The organism is Enterobacter cloacae (assembly GCF_013375935.1).
In the GTDB taxonomy this organism is placed as follows: domain Bacteria; phylum Pseudomonadota; class Gammaproteobacteria; order Enterobacterales; family Enterobacteriaceae; genus Enterobacter; species Enterobacter pasteurii.
Genome location: NZ_CP056117.1, coordinates 3,952,062 through 3,968,456, shown reverse-complemented (window position 1 = coordinate 3,968,456; position 16,395 = coordinate 3,952,062). Strand labels below are relative to the sequence as shown.

The window sequence follows — 16,395 nt, the reverse complement described above, 5'->3', positions numbered from 1 at the left end:
GTGCCGGAATATTAAAAGCGTCCGCCATCCGGAAGAATGGCGCGATACCAAAAAGCAGCCCCCTTTCCGGCCGGAAAGGGGGAGAGTGATTACTTCAGCTCGTCAACCATGGTGACGGCGCGGCCAATGTAGTTCGCCGGGGTCATCTCTTTCAGGCGCGCTTTTTCTTCTTCTGGCAACGCCAGGCCGTCGATAAATTGCTTCATGCCTTCGGCGTCAACGCGTTTGCCGCGGGTCAGCTCCTTAAGCTTCTCGTACGGTTTTTCGATGCCGTAGCGGCGCATCACGGTCTGAATTGGCTCCGCCAGCACTTCCCAGTTGTGATCCAGCTCGTCCAGCAGGCGATCGCGGTTCACTTCCAGTTTGCTCACGCCTTTCAGGGTAGACTGATACGCGATCAGCGCGTAGCCAATGCCCACGCCCAGGTTACGCAGCACCGTAGAATCGGTCAGGTCGCGCTGCCAGCGGGAAACCGGCAGTTTGCTCGCCATATGCTGAAGCACGGCGTTCGCCAGGCCCAGGTTGCCTTCGGAGTTTTCGAAGTCGATTGGGTTCACTTTGTGCGGCATGGTGGACGAACCGATTTCGCCGGCGATGGTTTTCTGCTTAAAGTGGTTCAGCGCGATGTAGCCCCAGACGTCACGATCGAAGTCGATCAGGATGGTGTTAAAGCGCGCGATGCAGTCAAACAGCTCGGCAATATAGTCGTGCGGCTCAATCTGGGTGGTGTACGGGTTCCACTGGATGCCCAGCGAGGTCACGAACGCTTCGCTGAACTGGTGCCAGTCAACTTCAGGGTAGGCGGCGATGTGGGCGTTATAGTTACCGACCGCACCGTTGATTTTGCCGAGGATCTCAACCTGTTCCAGCTGACGATACTGCCGCTCCATGCGGTACGCCACGTTCGCCATCTCTTTACCCATGGTAGATGGCGTCGCCGGCTGGCCGTGAGTACGGGAGAGCAGCGGAATATCGCGGTACTCCACTGAAAGCGCTTTTACCGCGTCAATGATTTTACGCCAGTAAGGCAGCACCACTTCCTGGCGCGCGGTTGAGAGCATCAGCGCGTGAGACAGGTTGTTGATATCTTCAGACGTACAGGCGAAGTGGATAAATTCGGAAACCGCATGCAGGGCAGGGACGCTTTCCACTTTCTCTTTCAGGAAGTACTCAACCGCTTTTACGTCGTGGTTGGTGGTGCGTTCAATGGTTTTAATGCGCGCGGCATCTTCTTCGCTAAACCCGGCAACGATTTTATCAAGGTAATCGTTTGCCTCTGCGTCAAAAGCAGGAACTTCCTTGATTGCTGCCTGGGCGGCCAGCTTTTGCAGCCAGCGTACTTCAACCTGAACACGGAACTTCAGCAGGCCATATTCGCTGAAGATCCCGCGCAGCGCGCTGACTTTATCGCCGTAGCGTCCATCGACAGGGGATACGGCGGTCAGGGAGGATAATTCCATAATTCGCAACTCCGGGAGGTTAACAATGAGCAAGAATTTGTTTTGCCTGAGTCGTCAGGCGATTACGAGAAAACATTAATTGCAGGCGGCCGCCGCCAACCTGGTGCCAGAGCACGGCGGCACGAATGCCGGCCAGCAGCGAGGCGCGAACCTTCGCCTGCACCTGGGGGCTTTGCAGTACGGCGGGTGAACCGGTCACCTGAATACGCGGGCCGAGCGGGCTTATTACGTCGACGTAAATACCGGCCATTGCGCTCAGCAGGGTTTCCGACTGGAGGTCGAAATGGTCGAGCTGGCGCTGTAGCCCGGCGATGCGGTCGCCCAGGGTATTCATCGCGCCCTTTGCGGCGTTCAGCTTACGTTCCAGCACCATCAGGCTTAAGGTGTAGCGGGTTAGTTCCGCGTTGAGCCCCTGACGGCTGCTGGCGTTGAGCACGCCGAGCAGGGTTTCAAGACCGAGACGAAGATTGGCTTCACTGCCGCCGAACACACCCAGCGTTGAGCCCGGGTTGAGATCGATAACGCTGTTGAGCGAAACGTGCAGGGCATCGGCGTCGCAGTGACCCTGATGCGCCAGCTGTTGCACCAGACGAGCTGACTGGCAAATTCCCGCCAGCGCCAGGGTGATGTCGTAATAGTTCTTCGCCACACGGTCTCCTTTATGTGTGCTATCGGTTTAAACAGCAGGCAGCGGCAGGCGCTGTTCAATGATCCCACCGCCGAGGCAAATTTCGCCGCTGTAGAAGACGGCTGACTGGCCAGGGGTAACGGCGGAAACCGGTTCGTCGAAACGCACGTCAATGCGATCGTCATCCAGCGCGGTAACGGTGCAGGGAATATCCGTCTGACGGTAGCGCGTTTTCACGGTGCAGCGCAGCGTGCCTTTCAGCGGCTCGCGATCGACCCAGTGCAGCTGCTGCGCGACGAGGCCAACGGACATCAGACGCGGATGGTCATGACCCTGAGCCACAATCAGAATATTATTTTCGACGTCTTTGTCGACCACGTACCACGGGTCTTCGCTGCCGTCTTTGGTGCCGCCAATACCCAGACCTTTACGCTGGCCAAGGGTGTGGTACATCAGCCCCTGGTGCTGGCCAATTTCGTCGCCGTCAACGGTAACAATTTTACCCGGCTGTGCAGGCAGGTAGCGGCCGAGGAACTCGCGGAACTTGCGCTCGCCGATAAAGCAGATACCGGTGGAGTCTTTTTTCTTCGCGGTGATCAGATCCAGCTCTTCAGCGATTTTACGCACTTCCGGCTTTTCCAGCTCGCCGACCGGGAACAGGCTTTGGGCAATCTGTTCGTGGCTCAGCGTATAAAGGAAGTAGCTCTGATCTTTATTGCCGTCCAGACCGCGCAGCAGCTGGCTTTTGCCATTCACGTCTGCACGACGCACGTAATGGCCGGTCGCGATGTAATCCGCGCCCAGGTCTTCAGCGGCGAATTCCAGGAAGGCTTTAAATTTGATCTCTTTGTTGCACAGAATGTCCGGGTTAGGCGTGCGGCCAGCTTTGTACTCTTCGAGGAAGAGTTCAAAGACGTTGTCCCAGTATTCTGCGGCAAAGTTAACGGTGTGCAGTTCGATGCCGAGCTTGTCGCACACGGCCTGCGCATCGGCGAGATCCGCAGCGGCAGTGCAGTATTCCTCGCCATCGTCTTCCTCCCAGCTCTTCATGAACAGGCCCTCCACCTTATAGCCCTGCTGCTGCAACAGGTAGGCGGAAACGGAGGAGTCGACACCGCCGGACATGCCGACGATCACTTTTTTCTGGCTGTTATCTGACATGGAATACTCACGACATTGAACTTCAAGGCGGCGTATTCTATCACGCCCCCCCACCGTTGACACCCTCTGTAAACGGCCAGTTAAACGCGCCGATGACATCCAGCGGCAGGCGGCCAGCAGATTGCCAGCAGCGAATGCTTTCCGCAACCAGCGGCGAGCGCAGGTTTGGCGCGTTCAGTATCTCGTCTGCCGTGACCCACAGGCAGCGGTCGATATCGTCATCATGCGGTTCAGTGGCGCACGTTTCGTTAAGCTCAACGGCGAATAAAAAGCGCAGGAAAGGGGTTTGGTCAGGCGCAATCCACTGGTGCATGCGAATGAAGTGCTGCGGCTCGGCGCGGATGCCTGTTTCCTCCCACAGCTCGCGCTTTGCTGCCTGCAGTAAGGTTTCATTAGCTTCAAGATGCCCGGCAGGCTGATTCCACAGCGCCTTGCCGTTGATACTCTCTTCTACAACCAGAAATTTTCCCTGAGCGTGAACCACGCAGGCAACCGTAACATGAGGTTTGAACATTATTTCTCCTTAGGGGTAACGTCCCGCCATTCCCCGTTTGCCAGCGAGTCCAGCGTGTAGCTGCCCATGGCGTAGCGAATCAGGCGAAGGGTAGGGAAGCCCACGTGCGCGGTCATACGGCGAACCTGACGGTTGCGGCCTTCATAAAGGGTGATCTTAAGCCAGCTGGTGGGTATGGATTTGCGTTCACGGATGGGCGGATTGCGCGGCCACAGCCACTCCGGTTCATTCACGCGTTCAATACCAGCGGGCAGGGTGGGGCCGTCGTTTAACGTTACGCCGTTGCGCAGCTTTACCAGCGTCTCGTCGTCCGGCTCGCCTTCAACCTGCACAAAGTAAATTTTCCCGGTCCGTTTGCCCGGCTGGGTGAGCTTCGCCTGCAGGGCGCCATCGTTGGTTAAAACCAACAGTCCCTCGCTGTCGCGATCCAGTCGCCCGGCTGCATAGACGCCCTGAACCGGGATGTATTCTTTAAGCGTGCTGCGCCCGGCCTCGTCGGTGAACTGCGGCAATACATCGTAGGGTTTATTGAACAGAATCACCCGCGTCGGCTGGGTTTCTGGGGTTTTTCTGGGAGCTTGTCGTGAGCTGAATCGCTCAACCCGGTGTTTTCTAAAAGAAGTTTTCTTCATGGTATTTTCAGGCTTTATCAATTGCCGCATTATAGCCTAATAACGAAGACCTTTCATGGCGTCGGACAATCAGGTACTATCGGAAGGCTCATTACAATTTATTAACATAAGATCAGTAACAACCAGAAGCGCTCGAAGGAGAGGTTAATGGAAAGCAAAGTAGTTGTTCCGGCGGAAGGTAAAAAGATCACCCTGCAAAACGGCAAGATTAACGTTCCTCACAACCCGATTATCCCGTTCATCGAAGGTGATGGTATCGGCGTAGACGTTACCCCGGCAATGCTGAAAGTGGTTGATGCCGCTGTTGAGAAAGCCTACAAAGGCGAGCGTAAAATTTCCTGGATGGAAATTTACACCGGTGAAAAATCGACTCAAATTTATGGCCAGGACGTCTGGCTGCCAGCCGAAACGCTGGACCTGATCCGCGACTATCGCGTAGCTATCAAAGGCCCACTGACCACCCCCGTCGGCGGCGGCATTCGCTCCCTGAACGTGGCGCTGCGTCAGGAGCTGGATCTGTACGTGTGCCTGCGCCCGGTACGTTATTATCAGGGCACCCCAAGCCCGGTTAAGCACCCTGAGCTGACCGACATGGTTATCTTCCGTGAAAACTCAGAAGACATTTACGCCGGTATCGAATGGAAAGCGGACTCTGCTGATGCGGAAAAAGTGATTAAATTCCTGCGTGAAGAGATGGGCGTGAAGAAAATCCGCTTCCCTGAGCACTGCGGTATCGGTATCAAGCCGTGCTCCGAAGAAGGGACCAAGCGTCTGGTGCGTGCAGCCATCGAATACGCGATCACCAACGACCGTGACTCTGTGACCCTGGTTCACAAAGGCAACATCATGAAGTTTACCGAAGGCGCGTTCAAAGACTGGGGCTACCAGCTGGCGACCGAAGAGTTCGGCGGTGAACCGATCGACGGCGGCCCGTGGCAGAAGATCAAGAACCCGAACACCGGCAAAGAGATCGTCATTAAAGATGTGATTGCCGATGCGTTCCTGCAGCAGATCCTGCTGCGTCCTGCTGAATATGACGTCATCGCCTGTATGAACCTGAACGGTGACTACATCTCTGACGCCCTGGCGGCGCAGGTTGGCGGTATCGGTATCGCGCCTGGCGCGAACATCGGTGACGAGTGCGCGCTGTTCGAAGCGACCCACGGTACTGCACCTAAATACGCGGGGCAGGACAAAGTGAACCCGGGCTCTATCATCCTGTCCGCAGAGATGATGCTGCGTCATATGGAATGGTTCGAAGCCGCAGACCTGATCGTTAAAGGTATGGAAGGCGCGATCAACGCCAAAACCGTTACCTATGACTTCGAACGTCTGATGGAAGGCGCTAAGCTGCTGAAATGCTCAGAGTTTGGCGACGCGATCATCGCGAACATGTAATCCACTCGCTGGGTTAAACGTGAACGGGAGCCTGAGGGTTCCCGTTTTTTATTTTTAGCTTATAACGGTTATTGAAATAAACGCGCGCTGTTCAATTTTACTCAGAATGAAATAACCAATTCATGCATATTTTTAAAAATTTGCAAACTTTAAGCAATTGCCAGGAGTGAGTGAGCCTCAGGCCATAAACATAGAGAGACCTGAGAAGACTGAGTAAAATTCGATCACGATATTATATTTATATCTATACGAAACCTTAATTTGTTATATCTTTCAATTGTTCATCTATCATATTTAGTATAGGTCGAACATCGGCATCCATAACGCGGCGTTCTTTCAATCTAAGCTGTATTGCTGATTTATAATTTGGCCCCCAAACATCGGCGTTATCAGCAGATTCGCCGATAATCTTGAAGGGGTAGACGCATATAATTTTTTTGTTAAAAGCTCTTGAGACATGTACAAATGATGTATCTGGCGAAATGATAAGCTCGCTATCTTTAATTATCTGTGCAGCTGAAAAGAATGATGGAACTGTGTTTTTTGTAACATTCTCTGAATCAGGGATAGTGGCAATTTTGTGTTGTTCACCGATGATGATCGTGTGATATGAATGACTGTATTTTGAAATATGGTTCGTTATAGCTTCAATTTGTAAGTCGGAGAAAAAACGTTCACTAACGCTACCGTAAGGAATAAAGGAAATTATCTTTTTATCGGTGGTTTTTTGCATGAATTTCCGGGCGGCTGCAGCATCTTTTTCAGGAATGATTACAGAATAATCATAATCTGTTACCGAGATACCTAAGCGTTCAAGTAAATCTACATACCTGGTGCTTATGTGTGACTGAGGATGTTTAATATTGATGACTTCATCATAAATTCGATACTTTTCCGTAAAGCCGACTGTTCTAAAAGGCTTGGTAAGTCTAATTAAATTGAATGTATCAATATTTGAATGAGTAATCTCATGCGAGTCAATGAACGCGAAGGGCCCTATTTTCTTCAGTTCATTAAGCAAAGGTTTTTTATTATGAGGTTCATATAAATACAAACCTGCTAATGTCGTCCATTCCTTAAATAAAAAATGCGTTTTTTTATCAGCAATAACAGAGACCTGGAAATCGTTTTTCACCAGAGTATCAATCACTCCCCCGATAACAACCGCATCTCCGATACCCTTAGCGATGAAAGGGATTACTAAATGATCTGTGCCTAAATCATGACCGATATTTTTAGAGCGAGCGCGAGCAGTAATTTCACTTAAGAGGCTAAGCTTAAGCTTTAATTTCGTCCTTTTCAGATAATAATTTTTTGATCTGTTTGCTTTCCTAAGCCATTTGATCACGCTCTTCCCCTTATCTTGAAATATTGATAATTTATCCTAATGCTAACCGAGCTGCCTCGTCAGAAGCAATAGCTTCGGCTAAGCAGGAGATCATATGCAGCAACGTCCCCCGTTGCGTTTGAAAGAGCAAAATTACGGCTTTACTGCGACAAAGAAGGTTCTCATACCCACTCAGCGTTCGCCCGCATTATCAACGCTGCGGGAAGCTTATGCAAATGGCTGCAGCCAGAGAGCAAACTGAAAGTATAGGCCGTGGGAGAAAATAGGGATACGCCAATACCAGAAAGTGAATAATTACTTAATCCTCAAAAGTACCAAACAATCCCAAAGATGGTTACGCTAAATCATTGGTTGGTGAGGAGCCAGGGTTGCATTAAAATTATAATTTATCTGTTGTGTTTCTTTTTCTATCCATCAATAATCAAATTTCCGATGAAATACTCCTGCGTCACATGGAATGGTTCGAAGCCCCTGGCCGGATCGTTGAAGGTATTGAAGGCGCTAAGCTGCTGAAATGCTCAGAGTTTGGCGACGCGATCGTCGCGAACATGTAATCCATTCGCTGGGTTAAACGTGAACGGGAGCCTGAGGGTTCCCGTTTTTTATGCATAAAAGAGGGAAACAACGCTATGACCAACGATATCCCGCTCAGGTTTTACGACATTGTCGATGAATATGCCACAGAATCTGCGAAGCCGGTGGATGAGGCGGAACGCACGCCGCTGGCACGCTATTTCCAGATGCTGCTCACCCGTCTGTACAATAATGAAGAGATTGATGAAGAGGCGCAGCATGAGATGGCGGCCCAGGCGGCTATTGATGAAGAACGTATTGACGATATCGCCAGGTTCCTGAATCAGTGGGGTAATGAGTAACGCACTATCGCGCCGGGTTTGCCAGCAGGCGGGCCAGATCCTGCCGCGGCAGCGATTTTGAAAAATACCACCCTTGTATCAGGGCATCGGGATATCTCTGGACGATAAATTGATATTGCGTTTCGCTCTCAACCCCTTCAAAAACAAGGGTTTTTTGCAGTTTAGCGAGCGCATCGCTAAAGATCGCCAGGATATCCTGTTTGTAATCTTCGTTGATGCCATCCACTAGCGACTTATCGACCTTGATCTCGTCATACTTCAGGTTCGTCAGCCTGGCAAGATTAGAGTTTTGCACGCCAAAATCGTCGATAGAGATCTTCACCCCCGCTGACTTGAGTTCTTCACAAAATTCCTCAAGGATCGCCGACGTAGAGACCCCATTCTCGGATAACTCAACCTTTATCAGCGATAACGGCATGTTGTTCAGCAAACATTCGCGACGTAAAACAGCCAGGAATTTGCCGTCTTCAATTTCCGTTCTGCCAACGTTCACTGAAACCATCAGCTGATATTCATTGGCCAGCGGGGCAATTTCTGCCAGCGATTTTTTAATCATGTTGGTGTAGTAATAGGGATACAGCCCAATCTTTTTGATTAACGGAATAAATAGCTCAGGGGAGACGTCTTTATGATTGTTATCCCGCCATCTCGACAGAACCTCTACGCCGACAATTTTTTTATCGCTAACCCGGATAATGGGCTGAAAATGCACGCTTATCGTGTTCGCTTTCACCGCCTTGACCAGCGTGCGCTCCAGCGAAAGGCGGTCTTCGTAAATTCGAAACGAAAACAGCGTCAGGGCGACCCAGATAAAATATAAAAACAGGCAAAGCAGCACCATGACGATGCCCGACAGCGAGGCCAGCCCGGCGTCGTAGTGGGTGACGGTAACGCACAAATCCCATTGCCTGCTGCATTGCGTAACGGACTGCGTAAATAACGGGGACGTTATCTGGCTCTGTTCGTCACTGGACGGCGTGACGGTGAAAAAGGTTCTGTCGAAATCCCGGGTGGAAGTGCGAAGCGAGTAGTTCGCCGTAACGGGAGTAAATTTGTCGTAAGCCGAACGTGAGGTGAAAATAATAAGATGATTAAAAATGGTCGCGTTGCCCGTAAAGAACCCTTTCTGCGAAAATTGCGCGAGGCTGAATCCGTTTAAGGTGTTATGAAGCTCGGAGGGCAGGGCTACGGGGTTTGCCAGCCTGCCCCAGAACGCAGTGCAGACGATTTTACCTTTTTCGATAAACCCCACGTCGGCGATATGGGGGCTCTGGATTTTTAATTTTCGGTATATGTCCAGGCTTGCGTTATCGCATCCCTGGGCGGAGGTATTTTTGAGGGTGCTGGTAATATTTTGCGTCAGGTCTTCGGAATAGTGCAAAAGCGTCCGGGAAACGTCCAGCTGCCGGTTCTTTTGCTGCTCAACGATGATGGCGTTAACAGCATACAGGGACAGGATGACCAGTAATGTTGAGATGATAGCAACGGTAATGATCTTCTTCATTTTCCTGCTGTCCCGCCACGTCCTTAAGTGCTGGGATCTTAACACAGGCTATAAAAGCTACAAATCGCAGAATGAACCCCGCATGGGGTCAACGATAAAGCCCGCAGGCGTGCCGGGCTTTAACCTCTCAGAACCACGCATACCGGGCTGAAAGCAGTAACAGTAGCGTACTGGCAGAAACAAGGTTAAGGCAGATGACAAACTTGCTCGATACGTTCATGTTATCAAAGCCATTGTGCTGTTAAGAAGCCGTAGAGAATAGCGTCTCACGGATGCAGAAAAAACGCTGAATTCTGGTGGTTTAGCGCAAAAAAAAGCCCACTCAGAGGTGGGCAAAAAATACTGGAAGCAATGTGAGCAATGTCGTACTGAATACCTGAGTGTTTTGCTCAACTATTCAGTATTGAGAAAGATAATCTTTCTCAACAAAAGATGCAACCCCACGTTTTATGTGGAACGACGATTTTTTTCTGTTCAGATTTTGCTCAAACGAACCGTGTGATTCTTATCACAAATTTCCTTTCTCAGATCCTGTGCTATCCTTTTCTGTGTCGTTGATTTAATGACAAAAACCATACAGAGAGGAAAGCTATGGGAATTTTATCCTGGATTATCTTTGGGCTGATTGCGGGTATCCTGGCGAAGTGGATTATGCCGGGCAAAGATGGCGGCGGTTTCATCGTCACGATCATTCTGGGGATTGTGGGTGCAGTCGTCGGTGGCTGGATCAGTACCCTGTTCGGATTTGGCAGAGTTGATGGCTTCAACTTCGGCAGCTTTGTCGTCGCGGTGATTGGCGCGCTGGTTGTTCTGTTTATCTACAGAAAAATCAAAAGCTAAATCTGACCTGTGTTAAAAAAAGGCTGCCTGACGGCGGCCTTTTTACTTTGAGCGTTACCACCAGCCCATCTGCGTACCGGCGACGGCCACTGCGGCCACGATGAGCATGATAATGGTCGTTTTTCTCATTTATGCCCCCGGCGCGGCGTATCCGCCAATGAAAAACCAGCCCAAAAAGACGACTGCCGTGATAAATATCACAACCGGAAAGAGGATCCCTATTCTCATACCATCACCCGTTTTGTTTGCTTAAGGCCGTAGAGTGTACGGGCTTAATCCAGTGCGACAAAGCCTGTTTTGCTTTTTCCTTTTTTATCCTGATACATCGCGACGTCAGCGGTGCGCAGGGCGCTATCCTCATCGGTGCTGTGCGGATCGACAATAATCACGCCAATACTTGCCCCCGGATATCTGATAGTGACATTCCCCAACCCGTATTCGCCCGCGATACGATCGTTGAGGCTGGTCTTAATCGCGCTTATCTCTGAACCGGTATCGCCATCATCGCTTTTACTCAGGCAGGCAACCAGAAATTCATCCCCGCCGAGGCGGCCAATGATCTCGTCCTGGGTTTGTTGGTCCGTCAGCCGCGCACCGACCTGAATAAGGAACCGATCTCCCGCTTCATGCCCGTAATGGTCATTAATGCGCTTGAAATCATCAAGGTCGATAAAGGCGATCGTGACGTTGCGCTGAAGATGGCGCGCCAGCGAAAACAGGGTCGTCAGGTTTTCGAATATGGCGCGCCGGTTCGGCAGGCCGGTGAGGGCGTCGGTGTAGGAGTGGGCAATCAGCGCCGCGTTTGCTTCGCGAAGCTGGAGCACAAGCGACTCTTTCTGGATGTACTGGGCAATTAACCCGGCGAAGAGTCGGATCACCTGCTCGCCGCGATCGCTGAACAGTTTCTTTTCGGTGCTGGCTGCGCATAGCGTTCCGTACAGAGAACCATCGGCAAGATGAACGGGCACGCTCATATAGGTCGTGATACCCAGCGCTTTTGCGGCCACGCACTCCGGCCAGCGGTCGGGCACCTCGTTGCTGAACAACGTATCGCTGTCGATGGCGCGCTTGCACAGCGTCTCGTCCCAGGGCACGCTGAACCCTTCCGGGATCTGCATCTGCTTGCTGTTACGGGCATAGAGAATGTGCTGCAAACGCGCGTCGATATCGACTTTGGTCAGGTAGGTTGACTCCATATCCGTCACAATTTCCAGCATTTCCAGCAGCTGTCGCACCAGGCTGTCGAGAGATTGCTCAGTTGAGAGGGTTTCCGAAACGCGGGCAAGAATGATATCTGACATTAGGCTGGTCGACTCCCATGCAGAAGGCCTCTGTAACTGCATGTTATGCTGAAAATATAGACTCCAGTAATAGTAAAACATGAATATGAAAAATTTTATATATTCTTCAGGGCGCGGGGATGAGGTGCCAAAAAAAGCCCCGACGCGGAGATCGGGGCAAAACATCTTGATTATGGAATGTTGTTCTCTGGTCAGTGTGAGAACGAGTACCACTATAGGGGTGAATAGTGCAGGTTTAATGGAGAAATCATGGAGAAAACGGTGATGAGCCGTTACTCTGAGGTTTTTACAACACCTGAAGGATCGTAATGATGAAATATCTTCTTCTGGCGCTGGCGTTACCCCTTGCCGCATGTTCAACAAAGCCAACCCCGCCCGATGCGCCTAAGCCCCCGCACGCTATCGGTATGGCGAATCCGGCTTCAGTACATTGCCTGGAGAAAGGGGGAGAGCAAATCCCCGTACAAAGCCCTCAGGGCGTGCGCACCAAATGTAAGCTGCCTGGGGGAGAAGCGATCGATGAATGGGAGCTCTACCGTCGCGATCGCCCGCAACCGACCAGATGACAGCGGTATTAAAACTGCGATACACTTCTCTTTAGGATTATTCTTAGCCAGTTTCTGGCGGCACGATTGCGAGAAGAAGTATGTTTCAGTTAAAACCGGGCAGCATGGCGATGATCGTGGGTGCGCGTACGGCGGCAGGCCGTAGAAATATCGGTAAATCCGTTGAGCTGTTTGGCCTTTGTCAGCCTGGCCAGCGTTTCGTCAACCCGGTTAACGGCGTCATGACGCAGCTACCCGCCACGTCAGAGCGTGCGCTGTGGCTGGTTACCGGTGACGTATTCGCGTTTGATAACCAGCACGGCTTTGCCTTTGTCCGCCCGGAGCATCTAATACCGCTCACCCCGGACGCCATGCCTGAGGTTCACGATGAGCTGGCGATCGGTTAATTACAGGCTGCGCAGCCAGTCCGCCAGCACAAGGGCGTGATTCTGCTGCGTATCTTTTGCGCCATAGAGTAGCGTTACCGTCTGCTGGCGGGCGATGGCTGCGACGCGTTTTCCTTCGTCCACATGCTGCGCCAGCTCTTTCCGGTACGCTTCGCTGAACGCGGTGAAATCGATAGCTTCACCGTGGAGGGCTTTTCGCAGTTCGCCGGACGGCGTCAGGGATTTGCACCACTCATCATACGCGAGGTCGGTCTTTTTTATTCCCCTCGGCCAGAGCCTGTCTACCAGGATACGGTAACCATCTTCTGAATGCGGTTGCTCATACACGCGCTTACACTGAATCACGCTTCCTCCTCATACCGTAAGACGTTTAGCGAGAACACTATAGCACCAGCTTTTAACCCACCCAATTTAAGGTATTGTGATAACTGCAAAAGATCGGTAGTCTGAGGTTCCTTATGTTATCTGAAAATCCTCTGGCATAAGGAATCCCTCATGGAACTCTCCCCGGTTAAAACGACGCTGCGCATTGCGCTGGTTGGTGATTACAATTCCGATGTTATTGCGCACCAGGCGATTCCGCTGGCGATCGACGACGCCGCTGCGGTGCTGGAGCTCACCGCTGATTATGACTGGATCGCCACGCAAGAGCTCACCAGCCCCGAAGACCTGGTCGGTTACGACGCCATCTGGCTGGTGCCGGCAAGCCCGTATAAAAACGCCGAGGCGGCGTTTATCGCGGCGCGTTACGCGCGAGAAAACGGCATTCCGTTCCTAGGGACCTGCGGCGGGTTCCAGCATGCGCTGATTGAATACGCCCGCAACGTGCTGGGCTGGCACGACGCGGCCCACGCCGAAACCGACGCGGAAGGGACTATGGTGATTGCGCCCCTGGCCTGCTCGCTGGTGGAAAAGACCGATGCAATTGAGCTGCGTAATAACACGCTGATTGCTAAAGCGTACGGTAGGCCGGAAATTGAGGAAGGCTATCATTGCAGCTACGGCGTCTCGCCTGAGTTTGCCCTCGAACTTGAGCGGGGCGACATGCGCGTGACGGGCTGGGACGAGCAGGGCGAGATCCGCGCGGCAGAGCTGGTGACTCATCCCTTCTTTGTGATCACCCTGTTCCAGCACGAACGCGCCGCGCTGCAAGGGCGCCCGGTAGTGCTGGTGCAGGCCATGCTGCGGGCGGCGCAGGGTTAATAAAGCAGACCGGAAGGTCTGCTCTGGCTGTCAGCGGGGCGTGATTTCCCGGTCACGCCCGGCAAGCACGCCGCAGAGGGCCATCACCACCGCGGCCAGCGCGCAGGCGATCAGCGGAATGTGCCAGTCTCCGGCAGCGTCGTGAATTTTCCCCATCATCGGTGGACCGCAGGCCGCCAGCAGATAGCCAATCGACTGAGCCATACCGGAGAGCGCGGCGGCCTGATGGGCCGAGCTGGCCCGCAGCCCGATGAACGTCAGGCCGAGGATCATGGTGGCGCCAGATCCAAAGCCAAACACCAGCGTCCACACGACGGCCAGCGTCGGTGCAAACCAGAATCCGGCCGCGCTCACGGCGCACATCAGGGCGACAGCCCCGGCAATGCCGCGCTGATCGTTAAGACGATGCAGGATCAGCGGGATAGCGAGGCCGGGGACAGCGGTCGCCAGCTGGAGAAGCCCGTGCATGGAGCCAGCCTGCGTTTCGCTGTAGCCGTGGCTGAGCAGAATCGCGGGCAACCAGCCGATAATAACGTAGTAAATCAGCGAGTTGATACCCAGAAAAAGCGTCACCTGCCAGGCGAGGGCGGAGCGCCAGATGGCGCGATTGTGCAACGCGCCCGCGCCCGTCAGGGTGGCGGCAGGCCTGTGGCGCCACTGCGGTAACCACAGGAGCAGCGCCACCAGCGGGAAGAACATCAGCATCAGCAGCGCACCGTGCCAGCCTGCGCTTCCCAGCGACAGCGGAACGATCAGCGCCGATCCTGCGGCAGCGGCGGCCCCCATCGTCAGCGAGTAAGCCCCGGTGAGTTTCGCCACCTGGCCCGGAAAATCGCGTTTGATGAGTCCGGGCAACAGCACGTTGCCCAGCGCAATCCCGCAGCCGACGATAGCGGTACCGGTAAACAGCAGCGAGGCTGACGGCAGTGAACGCACCCCAATCCCGATGCAAATCAGCAGCAGGGCAACGAAGAGGCTGCGCTCCATGCCCATTTTTCGCGCGACGCCTGCGGCAAGGGGCGAGATAAAGGCGAAGGCCAGCAGAGGCAGCGTCGTGAGCAGGCCGGTTTGCGCAGTGCTTAAGCCATAGTCCTGGCGAATGGTGTCGAGCAGGGGGGCGACGCCGGTAAACGTGACGCGCAGCGTTGTGGCAATCATCAGGATGCCGGCAATCAGCAGCGCACCCTGTTTCCCGGAAGGTTGAATAGCAGTAGTCATCATTGTCTCTTACGTTCAGGCGAGCGCATACGATACCGATTTAAGTCGTGGTTGAAATCAGGCTAAAATGACAGTTTATCGCTAATATCGGACAAAATTATGCACGGACTGGGTCTCGATGGCTACGATCCCGACAGCCAGCACGATGCGGCGGTTGCCTTTCGCATTCGCGTCGTGGCGGAAGAACAGCATATACCGCTGCATCAGCACCGCAAGGGGCAGCTGATAATGGCGCTGGGTGGCGCGATCACCTGCGAGGTGCAGAACGCGATGCTGATGGTACCGCCACAGTATGCGGTGTGGATCCCCGGTCAAACGCCGCACAGCAACAAGGCGACGCCCGGCGCGCAGCTCTGCCTGCTGTTTATTGAGCCCGGAGCGCTCGAGCTGCCGACGCGCTCCTGCACCCTCAAAATATCGCCCCTGGTCCGGGAGCTGGTGCTGTCGCTGGCGGACAGATCCCGGGATGATCGGCATCTTCCCGCCACCGCCCGGCTGGTTGACGTCCTGTTTGATGAACTGCCCCTGCAGCCGCAGGAGCATTTACAGCTGCCGGTGTCTCCGCATCCGAAAATTCGCCTGATGAGTGAGACCATGGCAAACGAGCCTGCCGCCTGGCAGACGCTCGCCCAGTGGGCAAGCCGCTTTGCCATGAGCGAGCGCAATCTGGCGCGGCTGGTGGTGAAAGAGACCGGCTTAAGCTTTCGCCGCTGGCGGCACCAGCTCCAGCTGATCGTCGCGTTGCAGCTGCTTATCGGCGGCAGGTCGGTGCAGCAGGTGGCGCAGGCGCTGGGGTATGACTCCACCACCGCCTTCATCACCATGTTTAAGAAAGGGCTGGGCCAGACGCCTGCCCGCTATATTGCCAGCCTGACTACGACTTCCCGATAAACAGCGAAACCAGCCCGGCGGCAATCAGCGGGCCAACCGGCACACCGCGAAACAGCGCCACGCCCAGCACGGTTCCAACCAGCAGACCCGCTACCAGAGAAGGCTGGCTGCTCATCAGGGTCACGCCGCGTCCGCCAAGCCATGAGACAAAAATACCCACCGCAATTGCCACCAGCGACTTCCAGTTCATAAAGGAGTGGAGCAGCGTTGAGGCCGGAAGCGTACCGCTGGCAATCGGTGCCATCACGCCGATGGTTAAAATGATGATCCCGATGGTAAGCCCCTGTTTTTCTATCCACGGGAAGAAGGTGTTTAACGGCGTGACGCGAACAATGATAAGCACCAGTATGGAGATAGCCACCGTCGTGTTGTGGCTGACAAAGCCCAGCGCTGCCAGCGCCAGAAGGATGAGAAGAGTAGGGTCGAGCATGAGGTGATCCTTGCCAAAAATAGTAAGCCTGCTTACTTTA

General features: G+C 53.5%; 20 protein-coding genes and 1 pseudogene. 8 read left to right on the top strand and 13 right to left on the bottom strand.

Translation table 11 applies throughout. The features are described from left to right. Nucleotides 1-89: 89 nt before the first annotated feature. The 5 genes from purB to rluE are packed head-to-tail and all read right to left on the bottom strand — an operon-like array spanning nucleotide 90 to nucleotide 4,425. Nucleotides 90-1,460: an adenylosuccinate lyase gene (purB, locus tag HWQ14_RS18640; RefSeq protein ID WP_176610608.1), complete on the bottom strand. Its 1,371-nt coding sequence runs from the start codon at nucleotides 1,458-1,460 to the stop codon at nucleotides 90-92. A 19-nt stretch (nucleotides 1,461-1,479) separates the two neighbouring features. Next, nucleotides 1,480-2,109, bottom strand: coding sequence for a high frequency lysogenization protein HflD (gene hflD / locus HWQ14_RS18635; protein ID WP_148421701.1), 630 nt, complete (start codon nucleotides 2,107-2,109; stop codon nucleotides 1,480-1,482). A gap of 27 nt (nucleotides 2,110-2,136) precedes the next feature. After that, nucleotides 2,137-3,249 (bottom strand): tRNA 2-thiouridine(34) synthase MnmA, encoded by a 1,113-nt coding sequence (mnmA, locus tag HWQ14_RS18630; RefSeq protein WP_176610607.1) that lies wholly within the window; start codon nucleotides 3,247-3,249, stop codon nucleotides 2,137-2,139. A 40-nt stretch (nucleotides 3,250-3,289) separates the two neighbouring features. Continuing rightward, nucleotides 3,290-3,763 (bottom strand): NUDIX hydrolase, encoded by a 474-nt coding sequence (locus HWQ14_RS18625; protein ID WP_176610606.1) that lies wholly within the window; start codon nucleotides 3,761-3,763, stop codon nucleotides 3,290-3,292. Then, on the bottom strand, nucleotides 3,763-4,425 hold the full coding sequence (rluE, locus tag HWQ14_RS18620) for a 23S rRNA pseudouridine(2457) synthase RluE (protein WP_176610605.1): 663 nt from the start codon (nucleotides 4,423-4,425) through the stop codon (nucleotides 3,763-3,765). The genes HWQ14_RS18625 and rluE overlap by 1 nt, the downstream gene beginning before the upstream one ends. 117 nt (nucleotides 4,426-4,542) lie before the next feature. Here rluE and icd point away from each other — a divergent pair, with 117 nt between their 5' ends. Then, nucleotides 4,543-5,793: an NADP-dependent isocitrate dehydrogenase gene (gene icd / locus HWQ14_RS18615; RefSeq protein ID WP_148421697.1), complete on the top strand. Its 1,251-nt coding sequence runs from the start codon at nucleotides 4,543-4,545 to the stop codon at nucleotides 5,791-5,793. A 256-nt stretch (nucleotides 5,794-6,049) separates the two neighbouring features. On the opposite strand, the gene HWQ14_RS18610 is transcribed toward icd, so the two are convergent. Next, nucleotides 6,050-7,141: a glycosyltransferase family 9 protein gene (locus tag HWQ14_RS18610; RefSeq protein WP_176610604.1), complete on the bottom strand. Its 1,092-nt coding sequence runs from the start codon at nucleotides 7,139-7,141 to the stop codon at nucleotides 6,050-6,052. Nucleotides 7,142-7,566: 425 nt separating this feature from the next. On the opposite strand from HWQ14_RS18610, the pseudogene HWQ14_RS23385 reads away from it, so the two are divergent. Continuing rightward, nucleotides 7,567-7,695: pseudogene (locus HWQ14_RS23385) on the top strand (NADP-dependent isocitrate dehydrogenase); the annotation flags it as partial. Between the two features lie 75 nt (nucleotides 7,696-7,770). Next, on the top strand, nucleotides 7,771-8,016 hold the full coding sequence (locus tag HWQ14_RS18605) for a DUF2543 family protein (RefSeq protein ID WP_148419168.1): 246 nt from the start codon (nucleotides 7,771-7,773) through the stop codon (nucleotides 8,014-8,016). Nucleotides 8,017-8,020: 4 nt separating this feature from the next. Here HWQ14_RS18605 and HWQ14_RS18600 read toward each other — a convergent pair whose 3' ends face one another. Further along, on the bottom strand, nucleotides 8,021-9,520 hold the full coding sequence (locus tag HWQ14_RS18600; RefSeq protein WP_176610603.1) for an EAL domain-containing protein: 1,500 nt from the start codon (nucleotides 9,518-9,520) through the stop codon (nucleotides 8,021-8,023). Between the two features lie 127 nt (nucleotides 9,521-9,647). Further along, nucleotides 9,648-9,740, bottom strand: coding sequence for a stress response membrane protein YncL (yncL, locus tag HWQ14_RS18595; RefSeq protein ID WP_148419165.1), 93 nt, complete (start codon nucleotides 9,738-9,740; stop codon nucleotides 9,648-9,650). Between the two features lie 371 nt (nucleotides 9,741-10,111). Here yncL and HWQ14_RS18590 point away from each other — a divergent pair, with 371 nt between their 5' ends. After that, nucleotides 10,112-10,360, top strand: a complete 249-nt coding sequence (locus HWQ14_RS18590) for a GlsB/YeaQ/YmgE family stress response membrane protein (RefSeq protein ID WP_003857896.1) — start codon at nucleotides 10,112-10,114, stop codon at nucleotides 10,358-10,360. Between the two features lie 129 nt (nucleotides 10,361-10,489). Here the strand turns inward: HWQ14_RS18590 and HWQ14_RS18585 are convergent, their stop codons facing one another. Further along, nucleotides 10,490-10,588, bottom strand: coding sequence for a YoaK family small membrane protein (locus HWQ14_RS18585; protein ID WP_032673531.1), 99 nt, complete (start codon nucleotides 10,586-10,588; stop codon nucleotides 10,490-10,492). 44 nt (nucleotides 10,589-10,632) lie between these two features. Then, nucleotides 10,633-11,661: a sensor domain-containing diguanylate cyclase gene (locus HWQ14_RS18580; RefSeq protein ID WP_148419162.1), complete on the bottom strand. Its 1,029-nt coding sequence runs from the start codon at nucleotides 11,659-11,661 to the stop codon at nucleotides 10,633-10,635. 311 nt (nucleotides 11,662-11,972) lie between these two features. Here HWQ14_RS18580 and HWQ14_RS18575 point away from each other — a divergent pair, with 311 nt between their 5' ends. Together HWQ14_RS18575 and HWQ14_RS18570 are read left to right on the top strand one after the other, a co-directional pair. Next, the gene (locus HWQ14_RS18575; protein ID WP_176611230.1) at nucleotides 11,973-12,227 is read left to right on the top strand and encodes a putative hemolysin; all 255 of its coding nucleotides are present in this window, start codon (nucleotides 11,973-11,975) and stop codon (nucleotides 12,225-12,227) included. A gap of 80 nt (nucleotides 12,228-12,307) precedes the next feature. Beyond that, entirely contained in the window at nucleotides 12,308-12,613 is a 306-nt protein-coding gene (locus HWQ14_RS18570; protein ID WP_148419160.1) for a hypothetical protein, read from the top strand. On the opposite strand, the gene HWQ14_RS18565 is transcribed toward HWQ14_RS18570, so the two are convergent. Then, nucleotides 12,614-12,958 carry a DUF488 domain-containing protein gene (locus HWQ14_RS18565; RefSeq protein WP_176610602.1) on the bottom strand — a complete coding sequence of 115 codons (345 nt, stop codon included), beginning with the start codon at nucleotides 12,956-12,958 and terminating at the stop codon, nucleotides 12,614-12,616. 150 nt (nucleotides 12,959-13,108) lie between these two features. Between HWQ14_RS18565 and HWQ14_RS18560 the strand changes: the two genes are divergently transcribed. Further along, nucleotides 13,109-13,816, top strand: coding sequence for a CTP synthase C-terminal region-related (seleno)protein (locus HWQ14_RS18560; RefSeq protein ID WP_176610601.1), 708 nt, complete (start codon nucleotides 13,109-13,111; stop codon nucleotides 13,814-13,816). Between the two features lie 30 nt (nucleotides 13,817-13,846). On the opposite strand, the gene HWQ14_RS18555 is transcribed toward HWQ14_RS18560, so the two are convergent. Continuing rightward, nucleotides 13,847-15,034, bottom strand: coding sequence for a CynX/NimT family MFS transporter (locus HWQ14_RS18555; protein ID WP_176611229.1), 1,188 nt, complete (start codon nucleotides 15,032-15,034; stop codon nucleotides 13,847-13,849). Between the two features lie 99 nt (nucleotides 15,035-15,133). On the opposite strand from HWQ14_RS18555, the gene HWQ14_RS18550 reads away from it, so the two are divergent. Continuing rightward, on the top strand, nucleotides 15,134-15,925 hold the full coding sequence (locus HWQ14_RS18550; protein WP_274857158.1) for an AraC family transcriptional regulator: 792 nt from the start codon (nucleotides 15,134-15,136) through the stop codon (nucleotides 15,923-15,925). Here the strand turns inward: HWQ14_RS18550 and HWQ14_RS18545 are convergent. Further along, complete coding sequence (locus tag HWQ14_RS18545) at nucleotides 15,909-16,355, bottom strand: DUF441 domain-containing protein (RefSeq protein ID WP_176610600.1); 447 nt, start codon at nucleotides 16,353-16,355, stop codon at nucleotides 15,909-15,911. The two genes, HWQ14_RS18550 and HWQ14_RS18545, sit on opposite strands and share 17 nt — an antisense overlap. Nucleotides 16,356-16,395: the final 40 nt, after the last annotated feature.